This window comes from Pseudomonas sp. GW821-FHT09D08 (assembly GCF_059416305.1).
The window spans coordinates 80,122-94,781 of sequence record NZ_JBWKOX010000015.1; the positions used below are offsets into that span (position 1 = coordinate 80,122).

14 protein-coding genes are annotated in these 14,660 nt (G+C 62.8%); 10 read left to right on the forward strand and 4 right to left on the reverse strand.

The window, feature by feature from the left end:
* The first annotated feature begins 1 nt into the window (after position 1).
* Positions 2-850, forward strand: coding sequence for an urea carboxylase-associated family protein (locus AC07OP_RS22360; protein ID WP_027604148.1), 849 nt, complete (start codon positions 2-4; stop codon positions 848-850).
* Between the two features lie 6 nt (positions 851-856).
* Here AC07OP_RS22360 and AC07OP_RS22365 read toward each other — a convergent pair whose 3' ends face one another.
* Positions 857-1,024 carry a DUF2897 family protein gene (locus AC07OP_RS22365; protein WP_003172675.1) on the reverse strand — a complete coding sequence of 56 codons (168 nt, stop codon included), beginning with the start codon at positions 1,022-1,024 and terminating at the stop codon, positions 857-859.
* 110 nt (positions 1,025-1,134) lie between these two features.
* The gene (gene eat, locus AC07OP_RS22370) at positions 1,135-2,499 is read right to left on the reverse strand and encodes an ethanolamine permease (protein WP_027604147.1); all 1,365 of its coding nucleotides are present in this window, start codon (positions 2,497-2,499) and stop codon (positions 1,135-1,137) included.
* Between the two features lie 412 nt (positions 2,500-2,911).
* Between eat and kdpF the strand changes: the two genes are divergently transcribed.
* The 6 genes from kdpF (at position 2,912) to AC07OP_RS22400 (ending at position 10,797) form a co-directional block, all read left to right on the forward strand.
* Positions 2,912-3,001 carry a K(+)-transporting ATPase subunit F gene (gene kdpF / locus AC07OP_RS22375; protein ID WP_003218754.1) on the forward strand — a complete coding sequence of 30 codons (90 nt, stop codon included), beginning with the start codon at positions 2,912-2,914 and terminating at the stop codon, positions 2,999-3,001.
* Positions 3,002-3,010: 9 nt separating this feature from the next.
* A complete protein-coding gene (gene kdpA, locus AC07OP_RS22380; protein ID WP_065928096.1) occupies positions 3,011-4,705 on the forward strand; it encodes a potassium-transporting ATPase subunit KdpA in 1,695 nt (564 codons plus the stop codon).
* A 9-nt stretch (positions 4,706-4,714) separates the two neighbouring features.
* The gene (gene kdpB, locus AC07OP_RS22385; protein WP_495101261.1) at positions 4,715-6,778 is read left to right on the forward strand and encodes a potassium-transporting ATPase subunit KdpB; all 2,064 of its coding nucleotides are present in this window, start codon (positions 4,715-4,717) and stop codon (positions 6,776-6,778) included.
* A 64-nt stretch (positions 6,779-6,842) separates the two neighbouring features.
* Positions 6,843-7,388, forward strand: a complete 546-nt coding sequence (kdpC, locus tag AC07OP_RS22390) for a potassium-transporting ATPase subunit KdpC (protein WP_495101262.1) — start codon at positions 6,843-6,845, stop codon at positions 7,386-7,388.
* A gap of 30 nt (positions 7,389-7,418) precedes the next feature.
* Positions 7,419-10,070, forward strand: coding sequence for a DUF4118 domain-containing protein (locus AC07OP_RS22395; RefSeq protein ID WP_092359063.1), 2,652 nt, complete (start codon positions 7,419-7,421; stop codon positions 10,068-10,070).
* Positions 10,071-10,107: 37 nt separating this feature from the next.
* Positions 10,108-10,797, forward strand: coding sequence for a response regulator (locus AC07OP_RS22400; RefSeq protein ID WP_027604142.1), 690 nt, complete (start codon positions 10,108-10,110; stop codon positions 10,795-10,797).
* 216 nt (positions 10,798-11,013) lie between these two features.
* Here AC07OP_RS22400 and AC07OP_RS22405 read toward each other — a convergent pair whose 3' ends face one another.
* Positions 11,014-12,051, reverse strand: coding sequence for a patatin-like phospholipase family protein (locus tag AC07OP_RS22405; RefSeq protein WP_065947440.1), 1,038 nt, complete (start codon positions 12,049-12,051; stop codon positions 11,014-11,016).
* A 216-nt stretch (positions 12,052-12,267) separates the two neighbouring features.
* Here AC07OP_RS22405 and AC07OP_RS22410 point away from each other — a divergent pair, with 216 nt between their 5' ends.
* The 3 genes from AC07OP_RS22410 to AC07OP_RS22420 all read left to right on the forward strand — a co-directional run bounded on the left by AC07OP_RS22410 (position 12,268) and on the right by AC07OP_RS22420 (position 14,241).
* A complete protein-coding gene (locus AC07OP_RS22410) occupies positions 12,268-12,546 on the forward strand; it encodes a hypothetical protein (protein ID WP_017848818.1) in 279 nt (92 codons plus the stop codon).
* Between the two features lie 44 nt (positions 12,547-12,590).
* A complete protein-coding gene (locus tag AC07OP_RS22415; protein WP_065928093.1) occupies positions 12,591-13,352 on the forward strand; it encodes a CHAD domain-containing protein in 762 nt (253 codons plus the stop codon).
* Between the two features lie 91 nt (positions 13,353-13,443).
* On the forward strand, positions 13,444-14,241 hold the full coding sequence (locus AC07OP_RS22420; RefSeq protein WP_495101263.1) for an acyl-CoA thioesterase: 798 nt from the start codon (positions 13,444-13,446) through the stop codon (positions 14,239-14,241).
* A gap of 3 nt (positions 14,242-14,244) precedes the next feature.
* Here the strand turns inward: AC07OP_RS22420 and AC07OP_RS22425 are convergent, their stop codons facing one another.
* A complete protein-coding gene (locus AC07OP_RS22425; protein ID WP_027604139.1) occupies positions 14,245-14,607 on the reverse strand; it encodes an Mpo1-like protein in 363 nt (120 codons plus the stop codon).
* Positions 14,608-14,660 lie beyond the last annotated feature (53 nt).

Consider the following 14,660-nt stretch of genomic DNA (forward strand, 5'->3'; position numbering starts at 1 on the left):
CATGTACAAAGACTATCCGGCCGCTTATCAGGTCAGCAAGGGTTCGGCGTTGCAGGTCGACGCGGCATTTTACGAGCGCATTCGTGACCGAAAAGATCAGCGCAGCTTGATCGAGCAGTTCGAGGTACCGATTCGCACGGGCAGGGCGTGGAAGGTGCCCGCCGGGCATGTGTTTCGTGTCACCACGCCCGTGGGCCCGCAGGTGGGGGACTTCAATGTGTGGAACGCCAATGACCCCCGAGAACGTCTTTGGGCGGCACGTACCCGTCAGTTGCAGGGGGCGCATGTGAGCACTCATGACCGGCTATGGTCGAATCTGCCATTTCTAAGGCCACTGGTGACCATCACCGATGACAGCCTGGCCAGTTACGGCATCGATGAGCACGGCGGGCGTCTGCATGACTTGCTCGGTACGCGCTGCGATCCCTATGTGAACCGCATGCTCACCGGCGAGGACTTCCATCACCATTGCCACTCCAACCTGACCCGCGCGGTATTACCCCATGGTCTGACGGAATTCGACGTGCATGACGTACTGAATATTTTCCAGTGCACGGGCCTCAATCACGACGACATGTATTTCATGAAAGCCTGCCCGGCGCAGAAGGGTGATTACCTGGAGTTCTTTGCCGAGATTGATTTGCTCTGCGCGCTGTCGACGTGCCCGGGCGGGGACTTGTCGCTGCCGATGTGGGGGCCGGATGCGCAGGATCCGCTGACGGTGTGCCGTCCGTTGGGGGTTGAGATTTATCGGTTGGAGGACGAGTTGCTGGACGGCTGGAGCCAGCCGGAGCGTGCTGCCTATAAAGGGCAGCACGGGTTGCAGATTGCCAAGGCGGATTGGGAGTAAACGGTCCTAGCGATCCTGCGCGTCCTTGGCGTCCGCCTGGGCGTTGCGCTCGGCCACGCGTTTGCGTTGTTCGTCGGTGAGTTCCACCTTGTTGGCGCTGTCACGCAGCATCATCAGCCCTCCGACGATCGACCCGATCGCAACTACCATAATCAACCACGCATACCACGGCATAAGGCTCTCCTTGAGGCAGATTACCGTCGGAGAATTTTCCCACGGCAATAACTACTTTGAGTGACGGGCTTTCTGAGTAGTTCAGTGTAGGCCCGTTCTGCCTCGAAACCTTAGAGCCCGGTCAACATTGCGTCTGCCGGTGCATCGGCACGATCCTGTGCGGTCATTTGGAAGTAGATGAAACCCACGGCCATAAAGCCGAGGAAGATCAGCCCGATCAGCGTGTTGAACCACGCCATGGCCACCAGGCAGACCACGGCCAGCGCCAGCGCAATGCCGGGCACGATCGGATAACCCGGCGCGCGGAAGGTACGTTCCAGCAGCGGTTCGGTCTTACGCAGTTTGAACAGGCTGAGCATGCTCATGATGTACATCACGATGGCACCGAACACCGCCATGGTGATCATCGCCGCGGTCAATGTCATGCCGCCCAGGTTGATCAGGCCATCGCTGTAGATGGCGGCGATGCCGACCACGCCACCGGCGATGATTGCCCGGTGTGGTGTCTGAAAACGCGATAATTTGGCGAGGAAGGAGGGCAGGTAACCGGCGCGGGCCAGGGCGAAGAACTGGCGCGAGTAGCCCAGGATAATGCCGTGGAAGCTCGCCACCAGGCCGAACAGGCCGATCCAGACCAGCATGTGCAGCCAGCCGGAGTTGTCGCCCACCACGGTTTTCATCGCCTGCGGCAGTGGATCGTTGATGTTCGACAGGGTGCGCCAGTCGCCCACGCCGCCGGCGAAGAACATCACGCCCATGGCCAGGATCACCAGGGTCAGGATGCCGCTGATGTAGGCCTTTGGAATGGTGCGCTTCGGATCTTTTGCTTCCTCAGCCGCCATGGCTGCGCCTTCGATGGCCAGGAAGAACCAGATGGCAAACGGAATCGCCGCAAACATCCCGGCAATCGCCGGGGCGCCGAAGGTATCGGAACCGGCCCAGCCGTTCAGGGCAAAGTTGCTGAAGCTGAATGCGGGCGCGACCACGCCCATGAACACCAGCAGCTCGGCGACGGCGAGCACGCACACCACCAGCTCGAAGGTCGCGGCCAGTTTCACGCCGAGAATATTCAGCCCCATGAACACGATGTAGGCACCGACGGCCGCATGCTTGGGGTCCAGGGCCGGGAACTGCACATTCAGATACGCGCCGATCGCCAGGGCGATGGCAGGCGGGGCGAAGACAAATTCGATCAGGGTGGCGAGGCCTGCGATCAAGCCGCCTTTCTCACCAAAGGCGCGACGACTGTAGGCAAACGGCCCGCCTGCGTGAGGAATGGCGGTAGTCAGCTCGGTGAAACTGAAGATAAAGCAGGTGTACATCGCGGCGACCATCAGCGAGGTCACCAGGAAGCCCAAGGTCCCGGCCACGCCCCAGCCGTAGCTCCAGCCAAAGTATTCCCCGGAAATCACCAGCCCGACGGCAATGCCCCATAAATGCAGGGTGCCCAAGGTGGGTTTGAGTTGTGTGTTCATCGTGCTGCGCTCCCTGAACGGTTTGGAATGATTCAAGGTGTTGCAGCGGCCATGCCAGCCCGAGAATGATTGTCGTAAAGCGGCGCAACTGTCGTGTGGGGGATGGTTTGGCGTTTGAAATTTGCCGGCGTCGCACCAGATAGGTGCGGCGGTGACGGTGTCGGCGCTATCGGGAGCAAGCCCCCTGCCACAGGGTGACTGGCACTCGGCATGACAACGCGGTCAAGTGTGGGAGGGGGCTTGCCCCCGATAGCGCCCGCCCAGACACCAAATACCCCCCTGTAAACCCCGCATAAACCCACTCTTTACGCCATCTTTACGCCCCGCCCACCCCGTCGCTCTCGTTCCTTTACGCCACTCCTGCGGACAATTGCCCCACACGCGGCACTCGCCGCTAAACGGAGAGACTTCCATGAGCGTTCTGGACGGGGTGTCACTGCTATTGGCCGTGGCGCTGTTCATTTATCTGCTGGTTGCGCTGTTACGCGCGGATCGGAACTAGGAGCTGGCCATGCACAGTTATGACTATTGGCTGATCATTGCCTTCTTTGCCGTGGTACTGGTGCCGGCGCCGTTCCTGGGGCGGTTCTACTACAAGGTGATGGAAGGCCAGCGCACGTGGCTGAGTCCGGTGCTGGGGCCTGTCGAAAAAGCCTGTTATCGCCTGTCGGGGGTGGATGAACATCAGGAACAAAGCTGGCAGAAATACATGCTGGCCTTGCTCGCGTTCAACCTCGCGGGTTTTTTGCTGTTGTTCGCGATCCTGCTGTTCCAGGACTATCTCCCACTGAACCCGCAGAAATTGCCGGGCCAGGAATGGACCCTGGCCTTTAATACCGCGGTCAGTTTCATGACTAACACCAACTGGCAGTCCTACAGCGGTGAGGCGTCCCTGAGCTACCTCAGCCAGATGGCTGGCCTGACCGTGCAGAACTTCGTCAGTGCGGCCACCGGCCTGGCCGTCCTGGTCGCGCTGTGCCGTGGGATCGGGCGCAAATCCGCCAGGACCCTGGGTAACTTCTGGGTCGACATGACCCGCGCCACGCTCTACGGCCTGCTGCCGTTGTGCCTGGTGCTGGCGCTGTTCCTGGTATGGCAGGGCGTACCGCAAACCTTCGCGCACTATGTGGATGCCGTGACCCTGCAAGGCGTGGATCAAGTGATCCCCCTGGGTCCGGCAGCCAGCCAGATTGCGATCAAGCAACTGGGCACCAACGGCGGCGGCTTCTTCGGCGTCAACTCGGCGCACCCGTTTGAAGACCCGACCGCCTGGGCCAACCTGTTCGAAGTGGCCTCGATCATCCTGATCCCGGTGGCGTTGGTATTCACCTTCGGTCACTACGTGAAAGACCTGCGCCAGAGCCGCGCGATCCTCGGCTGCATGCTGGCGCTGTTCCTGATCGGCGGCGCCACTTCCCTGTGGTCCGAATACCAGCCCAACCCGACCTTGAACAACCCGGCCGTCGAGCAGACCGCGCCGCTGGAAGGCAAGGAAGCGCGCTTCGGCACCACCGGCACGGTGTTGTGGTCGGTGACCACCACCGCGGCGTCCAACGGTTCGGTGAACGGCATGCAAGACAGCCTCAACCCCCTCAGCGGGATGGTGGCGCTGGTCAACATGATGGTCGGCGAAGTGATCTTCGGCGGCGTCGGCGCCGGTATGTACGGCATGTTGCTCAACGTGTTGATCGCGGTGTTCCTGGCCGGCCTGATGATCGGCCGCACCCCGGAATACCTGGGCAAGAAACTCCAGGCCAAGGAAGTGCAGCTGCTGGTCGTGACCCTGCTGGTGATGCCGGTGGGCGTGCTGGTATTGGGTGCCATCGCCGCGAGCCTGCCCGGCCCAGCCGGCGCGATCAGCAACCCTGGCCCTCACGGTTTCAGCCAGTTGCTGTACGCCTACACCTCGGCCAGCGCCAACAACGGCTCGGCGTTCGGCGGTTTCAGTGCCAACACGCCGTTCCACAACCTGATGCTGGGCCTGGGCATGTTGATCGGCCGCTTCGGCTACATCCTCCCGGTACTGGCCCTGGCCGGCAGCCTGGCGATGAAGAAGACCGCACCGATTGGCCAGAACAGCTTCCCGACCCATGGTCCGCTGTTCGTGACCCTGTTGACCGTGACTATTTTGCTGGTGGGCGGCCTGACTTTCCTGCCGACGCTGGCGCTGGGGCCCATCGCTGAACACTTGAGCATGGGCTTCTAAAAAGGGGATATGAACATGAATATGCCTGCAAAAAACGCGGCCCCGGTCAAAACCCAGGAACCCGCCAAAACCGCCGTCTCGGCCCTGTGGCGCCCGGCGCTGGTCCAGGCGTTCGTCAAGCTGGACCCGCGCCAGCTGCAACGCTCGCCGGTGATGCTGGTGGTCGAGCTGACCGCCATCCTCACCACCGTGCTGTGCTTTGTGCCCGACACCGCCGTACCGACGTATGTGGCCGTGCAAATCGCGGTGTGGCTGTGGTTCACCGTGCTGTTCGCCAACTTCGCCGAAGCCTTGGCCGAAGGACGCGGCAAGGCCCGTGCCGACAGCCTCAAGGCCGGCAGCGAAGGCCTGAGCGCGCGGCGTAAGGAAGCCGATGGCAGCTTCAAGGTCGTGCCGGCCACCAGTCTGCGTAAAGGTGATGTGGTGCGTGTGGCCGCCGGGGAAATGATCCCCGGCGATGGCGAGGTCGTCGAAGGCATCGCAGCGGTCAACGAAGCGGCGATCACCGGTGAATCCGCACCGGTGATCCGCGAGTCCGGCGGCGATCGCTCGGCCGTCACCGGCAACACGCGGCTGGTGTCGGACTGGCTGCTGATCCGCATCACCGCCAATCCCGGCGAGTCCACCCTGGACCGCATGATCGCCCTGGTCGAAGGCGCCAAGCGTCAGAAAACCCCCAACGAAGTCGCGCTGGATATCCTGCTGATCGGCCTGACCCTGATCTTCCTGCTGGTGGTCGTGACCTTGCAGCCGTTCGCCCACTTCGCCAATGGCAGCTTGCCCCTGGTGTTTTTGGTCGCACTGCTGGTGACGCTGATTCCTACCACCATCGGCGGCTTGTTGTCGGCCATCGGTATTGCCGGCATGGACCGTCTGGTGCGCCTTAATGTGATCGCGAAGTCTGGTCGTGCCGTGGAGGCGGCCGGTGACGTGCATGTGTTGCTGCTGGACAAGACCGGCACCATCACTTTTGGTAACCGTCGGTGTGCGGCGGTGGTTGCGGCGCCTGGCGTCAGCGGCAAGGAAGTGGCCGAAGGTGCGTTGTTTGCCTCTTTGGCCGATGACACGGCAGAAGGCAAATCCATCGTCGAATACCTACGGGCTCTGCACCCGCAGGCCGAGCCATCCCTGGATGAACTGACCGCGGTACCGTTCAGCGCCGAAACCCGCTTGTCCGGTGTCGACTACCAGGGCCGCGTGTTCCGCAAAGGCGCAGTGGATTCGTTGCTGGCGTTTATCGGCCAGCCACGTGGCGACCTGCAACCGGCATTGGCACGGGAAATCGACAAGATCGCCCAGAGCGGCGGCACACCCTTGCTGGTGTGTGCCGACGGCAAATTGCTCGGTGCGATCCACCTCAAGGACGTGGTCAAGCCCGGTATCCGCGAACGTTTCGCCGAGCTGCGCAAGCTGGGCATTCGCACGGTGATGGTCACCGGTGACAACCCGCTGACGGCCGCTGCGATTGCTGCCGAAGCCGGTGTGGATGACGTGCTGGCCGAAGCGACCCCGGAGAAAAAACTCGCGCGCATCCGTCACGAGCAAAACGACGGCCGCCTGGTGGCGATGTGCGGCGACGGTGCCAACGACGCCCCGGCACTGGCCCAGGCGGACGTCGGCATGGCGATGAACGACGGCACCCAGGCCGCCCGCGAGGCCGCCAATATGGTCGACCTCGACAGCGACCCCACCAAGCTGCTGGACGTGGTGCAGATCGGCAAGGAGTTGCTGGTGACCCGTGGCGCGTTGACCACCTTTTCCATCGCCAACGACGTGGCCAAGTACTTCGCGATCCTGCCGGCGTTGTTCGCCTCGATCTACCCGCAGTTGGGCGTGCTCAACGTGATGCACTTGCAGAGCCCCCAGAGCGCGATCCTTTCGGCCATCGTCTTCAACGCGCTGATCATCGTGGTGCTGATTCCCCTGGCGCTGCGTGGTGTGCGTGTGCAGGCCGCGAGTGCGGCGGCGTTGCTGCGGCGCAACCTGCTGATCTATGGCCTGGGCGGGTTGCTGGTGCCGTTCGTGGGCATCAAGGCGATCGACCTGCTGCTGACCGCGCTGCACCTGGTGTGACCCGATGCCTGTGGGCACCACCCCGGTGCCCACAGGTTGCAAAGACCGAATTGAGGAATTTGAAATGTCCAACATAATCCGCCCGGCCCTGAGCCTGCTGGTGCTCATGACCCTGATCACCGGCGTGGCCTACCCACTGGTGGTGACCGGCGTCGCCCAAGTCGCTTTCCCGGACCAGGCCAACGGCAGCCTGGTGCGCGATGCCAGCGGCAAGGTGCGTGGCTCCAGCCTGATCGCCCAGGAGTTTACCGGTGACAGCTGGTTCCATCCGCGCCCTTCGGCGGGGGCCTTTGCGACGGTTTCCAGCAGCGCCAGTAACCTCGGCCCCAGCAACCCGGCCTTGGCCACCCGCGTGTTCGATGACGCGAACAAGCAATTGGTGCCCGGCCAGGGCCCGGTGCCTTTGGTGTCGCTGACTACCTCCGGCAGCGGTCTTGATCCACACTTGCCACCCCAGGCGATTGCCTATCAACTGGCACGGGTGGCTGCCGCACGAAATGTGCCGGTGTCGACCCTGCAACGGTTGCTGGATGAACACATCGAAAGCCCGCTGGTGGGGCCGCCGGTGGTGAATGTGCTGGCGCTGAACATGGCGTTGGAAAAGCTGTAACCCGATCAATACCTGAAGGACACTGCCCGCATGAGCGACTCCGGCCGCGCCGATGCCCTGCTAGCCGATCTACCCCGGGACGGCCGTGGCCGGCTCAAAGTTTTCCTCGGCGCTGCGCCGGGTGTGGGCAAGACCTACGCCATGCTTCAGGCTGCCCACACCCAACTGCGCCAGGGCGTCAAACTGATCGCCGGCGTGGTTGAAACCCACGGCCGCGCCGAGACCGAAGCCTTGCTCAGCGGACTGCCGCAACAACCGCTGTTGCGCAGCGAATACCGTGGCGTGATGCTCGAAGAAATGGACCTCGACGGCCTGCTCGCCGCCAAGCCCAAGCTGGTGCTGGTGGACGAACTGGCCCACAGCAACGCCCCCGGCAGCCGCCATGAAAAGCGCTGGCAAGATATTCAGGAACTGCTCGCCGCCGGCATCAACGTGTTTACCACGGTCAACGTCCAGCACCTGGAAAGCCTGAATGACCAGGTCCGCGGTATCACCGGTGTGCAGGTCCGCGAAACCTTGCCGGATTGGGTGCTGCAGGAAGCCGACGAACTGCTGCTGATCGACCTGCCGTCCCGCGAACTGCTTGAGCGTCTGCGCGACGGCAAGGTGTATGTGCCGGAGCAGGCCCGCGCCGCCATCGATGCGTTCTTCACCCAGACCAACCTGATGGCCCTGCGCGAGCTGGCGATGCAGACCGCCGCCGCCCATGTCGACGACGATTTGGCCCAGGGCTATCGCCAGCTCGGCCAGGCGGCGCCGGCGGTGCGCGGTCGTCTGTTGGTGGGCGTGGATGGCGATGCGCAGGCCGAACGCCTGGTGCGCCATGCCAGTCGCGTCGCCCAGCGCCGGCATTTGCCGTGGAGCCTGGTGCATATCGACAACGGCCGTGCGCGGGATGAGCAGGCCCGCCTGCGCCTGCAAAACGCCCAGCAACTGGCCGAGCGCCTTGGCGGCGAAGTGGTGCTGCTGCGGGCGGGGGAGGTGGCCAAGACCTTGATCCAGCATGCCGCCGAACGCCGTGCCAGCCTGCTGTTGGTGGGGCAGTCGCGAATGCGTTGGCGGCGTCGCCTGTTCGGTGGCGGCTTGGCGGCGCGCCTGTTGCGTAATGCCCGTGGCTTGGAAATCAACGTCCTCGACAGCGACGATGTGCCCGCAGCCCCACGCTTGCCGGATGTGCGCGGCCTGGTGTGGTTCGATTACGCCTTGGCCGTGGTTGCGACCCTCGTCGCCGCCGCTGTGGCCTGGGCCGTGGCAAGCGCACTGCCGTTGCCGAATATCTCGCTGGTGTTTCTTGCCGCCGTGTTGCTGGTGGCGGTGCGCAGCAGCCTGGGGCCGTCCCTGGTGTGTGCGGCGTTGTCGTTCCTGACCTATGACTTCCTGTTTATCCCGCCGAATTTCTCCTTCGCCATCCAGCGCGAAGAGGACGTGCTGACGCTGTTGTTCTTCCTGCTGATGGCGGCGCTCACCGGCAATCTTGCCGCACGCCAGCGCCGTCAGTTGCAGGCATTGCGCGACACCCAGGAAGAAACCGGCGAACTGCTCGACCTGTCGCGCAAACTCACCGCCGCCACCGACCGCCAGGCGGTGATCAGTGCCGCCGCCCACCATCTGGAAGGCTGGAGCGACCTGGATCTGTGCCTGGTCAATCGCGACGGCCAGGGTGGCTGGAAAGTCGAGACCGGCGGCCCGCTGACCTTCACCGAAGCCGAGCGTGCTGCGGCCGATTGGGCCTGGCAGCATGACCAGCCGGCAGGTATGGGCACCGGCACCCTACCGTTCGGGCGCTGGTGGTGGTGGCCGTTGTCGGGCGAAGAAGGCCCGCTCGGGTTGCTCGGCGTCAGTGCCAAGCCGGGCCTGGAATTGAGCGGCCAACGCCGTCGCTTGCTCACCGCCTTGAGCCAGCCCCTGGCCCAGGCCCTGGCGCGGGCGCAGTTGGCCCAGGAGCTGGAATCCGCCCGTTTGCATGGCGAAACCGAGCAACTGCGCAGCGCCTTGCTGGCGTCGGTGTCCCACGATTTGCGCACACCGTTGACCTCCATGCGCGGCAGTATCGACAGCCTGCTGGCGCTCGGCGAAGCCATCCCCCTGGAGGATCGCCGCGAGTTGCTCGAAGGTACTCGTGATGAAGCCGAGCGCCTGGACCGCTATATCCAGAACCTGCTGGACATGACGCGACTGGGCCATGGCGCGCTGAAGCTGGCGCGGGACTGGGTGTCGCCCGGCGATATTGTCGGCAGTGCGCTCGGGCGCTTGCGCGCGGTGCTGGCACCGCTGCAGGTGAGCACCGATGTGCCGGCGGAGTTGCCGCTGCTCTATGTCCATGCTGCGTTGATCGAACAGGCACTGGTCAATGTGCTGGAAAATGCCGCGCGCTTTTCACCGCCCCACGGTCGATTGCAACTGAGCGCCGGCGTCTCGGATAACCGATTGTTTTTCGCCGTGGCGGATGAGGGGCCCGGTATTCCTGAGGATGAGCGGGCGAAGATCTTCGACATGTTCTACACCGCCGCACGCGGTGATCGAGGCGGGCAGGGCACCGGCCTCGGCCTGGCGATCTGCCAGGGCATGGTCGGCGCCCATGGTGGGCATATCAGCGTGGCCGATGGCATTGAGGGGCGCGGTACCTGCATCACGCTGTTCCTGCCGTTGCCGACACAGCCTGGCCTGGAAGGCGAGGCGTGAGCTACCCTGTTTTCTCTTCGGATGTTGATTGGACGCCATGAGCCAGACCGCGACGATTTTAGTCATTGATGACGAACCGCAGATCCGCAAATTCCTGCGCATCAGCCTGGCCTCCCAGGGCTACAAAGTGATCGAGGCCGGTACCGGCAACGAAGGCCTGGCCCAGGCGGCGTTGAGCAAACCCGACTTGCTGGTGCTCGACCTGGGCCTGCCGGACATGGACGGCCAGCAGGTGTTGCGCGAGTTTCGTGAGTGGTCGACGGTGCCGGTACTGGTGCTGTCGGTGCGGGCCAGCGAAGGGCAGAAGGTCGAAGCCCTCGACGGTGGCGCCAATGACTATGTCACCAAGCCCTTCGGCATCCAGGAGTTCCTGGCCCGCGTGCGCGCCTTGTTGCGCCAGGCGCCGGTGGGCGAGACCCAGGAAGCGGCGCTGCAGTTTGGCCCGTTGACGGTGGACCTGGCCTATCGCCGCGTGCTGCTGGACGGCGCCGAGGTGGCACTGACCCGCAAGGAATACGCGGTGCTGGCACAACTGGCGCGGCATCCGGGACGGGTGATCACCCAACAGCAACTGCTCAAAGACATCTGGGGCCCGACCCACACCGACGACAGTCACTACCTGCGGATTGTGGTGGGGCATCTGCGCCAGAAGCTGGCGGATGATCCGACCCAGCCGAGGTTTATCGTGACCGAGGCTGGAGTGGGGTATCGATTGTTGAGCGCCTGAGGCGATCTGTCAGTCTCTCTGTGGCTCTGTGGCTCTGTGGCTCTGTGGTTCTGTGGGTTCTGTGGTGAGCGGGCTTGCCCCGCGCTGGGCTGCGTAGCAGCCCCAAAACCAGGCCCAAAGGAGTACCTGACACTGCGCGCTCCTCATTGAGTGGGGCCGCTGCGCAGCCCAGCGCGGGGCAAGCCCGCTCACCACGGCTCTAGCGACACGGCTGTCTCAGCGCTGCTCACTCTCATAGCGATCCAGGGTATCACTGGCAATTTCCCGCCCAAGTGCGATCAACTCCGGCGCCTTGTAGAACTCGAAAAACCGGCACACCCGCTTCGGCACGTTGATCAGTACATCCGGCGGGTAGCCCGCGATCTTGTATTGCGCCAGCGAGGTTTGCATCACCTCGAAACTCTGGTTGATCAGATCCAGCAATGATGCAGGCCCGACGTTATCGATGATGAATGAACCGGTGGCCGACTTCGGCGCCCCCGGCTTTTCCGGAGCGGCGGCAGGTTGCTGGGATTCGGGTTCGGCCGACTCCAGCCACGGATTGATCTCGGCCGCCTGGGCCTGCAAGGCTTCCTGCTCAAGTTTCATCAACTGCTCGGCCTGCTTGCGGCGAAACGGCAGGTGCGAACCCAGTGATTTCGCCAGGCTGTTGAAGCGGCTCTTGAATGCCGGCGGGCGCTGGATCACCGGCAACTGGTAGTGTTTCTGGTTGGTGGCGTTGAGGTTGACCGCGATGATCAAGTCACAATGGCTCGACACCACCGGCACGATCGGCAGCGGGTTGAGCAGGCCGCCGTCCACCAGCATGCGGTTGCCTTGCATCACCGGGGTGAACAGGCTGGGAATCGCCGCCGAGGCGCGCATGGCCTGGTGCAGGCAGCCTTCCTGGAACCAGATTTCCTGTTGGTTGGTCAGGTCGGTGGCAACGGCGGTGTAGGGGATGCGCAGCTCTTCGATATTGATCTCGCCGACGATCTTGCGGATTTGCCCGAAGACCTTTTCGCCACGAATCGCCCCAAGGCGGAAACTCACGTCCACCAGGCGCAGCACGTCGAGGTAGTCGAGGCTTTCAATCCAGTTTCGATACTCGTCCAGTTTGCCCGCGGCGTAGATCCCGCCCACCACGGCACCCATGGAGCAACCGGCGATACAGGCGATGTCGTAGCCGCGCCGTTCGATTTCCTCGATCACCCCGATATGGGCGTAGCCCCGGGCCCCGCCGGAACCCAACACCAAGGCAACACGTTTCTTCATGGTCGATGTCCTTCATAAACGGGGGCCCACAATGCGCCTATTGTGGGGGCCGCTTCAATCTTCGTTGCGCCTGGCAATATTTTTCAAGAATAGCGCCCAGGCTCGGGTATGCTCTGGCAATAGGTACTACCGATTTCAGGCTAAGGACAAGGCACTTTTTCTTGTAGGCAACGTCTACAGCGTACGACTGTTTTTCTTTATTTTGAGGTGTCATCGATGAAAGCCTGGATGTGTGTGCCTGTGATCATGTTGGCCCTGGCGGGTTGTGCCGGGAAAACCGCATACCGCGACAGCTGTGGCTCGCAATTGGATGCCGCCTGGAAAGAGCTCGACCTGGCCAAGGCCGAAGGTTTTGCCGGCACCGTCAGCTACTCCAAGGCTTTGTCGTTGTTGACTGGCGCCAAGACCCAGCAGCAATTCGAGGCGTTTGAAGGCTGCGCCAACAAGGCCGAAAAAGCGCGGTTCTATATTCGTGAGTCGCGCGCCGGGCGTTAACGTGTAGCGCAGTGTGGGATTTTTCATCTGAGAGTGAGGGCAGGATGTCAGCTTTGGTCGATCAGTTAGTCGCTCAGGTCATTGGCCTGGAAGTAGGGTTACTGAGCTGCCAGGCTCGCCTCGCTGCCGTCACCGATGATGAAGCCCTGCATGATCTGCGCACCACCGTGCGCCGCCTGCGCAGTCTGTTGCGTCCTTTGCGCGGGCTGCCGGGTGTGGAACAGCTTGAATTGGCCGCCGGCACGGTCGGCCAGTTGACGACGCCGCTACGCGACCGAGAGGTGCTGGCGGCGTATTTGCATCAGCATGGTTATCACGAGGCCGCTGATCGACGCCTGCGCCTGCAACCCGACGCCTATCGCCAGGTGGCACAGGGCCCGGAAGTTGCCCATCTGCTGCTGATCCTTGATGCATTCCCGCGCTTTATCCGCGCCTCGGAGCACCAGAAATTGCTCAAGGGTTTGCGACCGCGCATTGAGAAGCGCCTGGCCAGGCAATGGCAGAAACTCGATCAAGCGCTGAAAGATCCAGACCATGATCGCCACCGTTTGCGCTTGTTGATCAAGCGTGTGCGCTATGCCGCCGAGGCTTACCCCCAGCTGGATAAGTTGCCCGCCAATGCCCTGCCACGCCTGAAGAAAGCCCAAGCGGCACTGGGTGATTGGCATGACTGCTGGCAATGGTTGGCCCAGGCCGAACATCAAGCTGATCTGCAGCCCTGTGTTGCGATTTGGCATCGCACCATGGCCAAGGCCGAAGGGCAGGCGGATCGCGTGCTGGACAAACTCAGCGCGGATTGTTTCTAAAACGGTCCGGCTTTCGGCCGGAATGAGCGCTGTACCTTGCCCGCGCGCTGGTTAAGATCGCCCATCTGTTTTTTTTTGATGTGAGGTCGCCATGCGCTTTAGTGATTTGCTCGACGCCGCCCGAAGCAACCCGCTGGATGTCACCATTCCCGCTGAATGGGCCCAGGGCCGCGCCACGTTCGGTGGCCTGGTTGCTGCGTTGCAATACGAAGCCTTGCGCGCCGAGGTGCCGACGGACCGCCCATTGCGCTCGCTCGCGATCACCTTCGTTGGCCCGGTCGCGCCCGATGTACCCGCCAGCTATCAAGTCGAAGTGTTGCGTGAAGGCAAGGCGGTCAGCCAGTTGCTCGGCCGTGTTGTGCAGAACGGTGATGTGGCGACCCTGGTACAGGCGAGTTTTGGCGCATCCCGCGAGTCGGAAATCGATGTGGCCAGCGAGCCGCCGCCGACGTTCAAGCACTGGGATGAATGCCAGGAACTGCCCTATATCAAAGGCGTCACGCCTGAATTCATGCGCCACCTGGCGATGCGCTGGAGCGTTGGCGGTTTGCCGTTTACCGGGAATAAATCCCGCGAGATGGGCGGGTGGGTTCGCTTGCGCGGGGATGTGAAGGAAGAACCGCTGACCGAAGCGCATATCCTCGCCCTGGTCGACGCCTGGCCACCGGCGTTACTGCCGCACCTGAAAAAGCCCGCTCCGGGCAGCACCCTGACCTGGACCATCGAATTCATCCAGCCCTTGCAGGATCTGACGACCCTGGACTGGTGCCAGTACCACGTCAGCATCGAGCATGCGCGCGACGGCTATGGTCACGCCGCCGCCGCGCTGTGGAGTCCAACGGGCGCGTTGATCGCCCTCAGCCGCCAGACCGTGGTGGTCTTCGCCTGATCGTCAGTGGCGGTGGCGCAGCCGCCAGGCACGCCACCAGCCACCGCTCAACACAAAGCGCGGGAACGTCAGGAACTGCTCGACCACCAGGCGCTGTACCGCGTCTTTACGATCACTGAACGGCTCACCGGCCTCGGCTTCCAGGCTATGGCCATGACGCTGCAACGCCAGGCCTGCGAGGATGCCGACTACGCCAATGGCGAAACTGGCCAGGCTCAGGCTGAACACACCGGACACAATCAACAGAAACCCGATGATAAACAGCGGCACGGCAATCAGGTGCAACGCCAGGTTGGTCGGGTGCTGATGGTTTTGCGGGTAGTTACGCCATTGCCAGGCGGGGAGATTGGGATGACGTTTGCCCATGATGGTGAACCCTCTGTCCGTTGAAATAACATGGGGAGAGTTTAGGTCGGGGT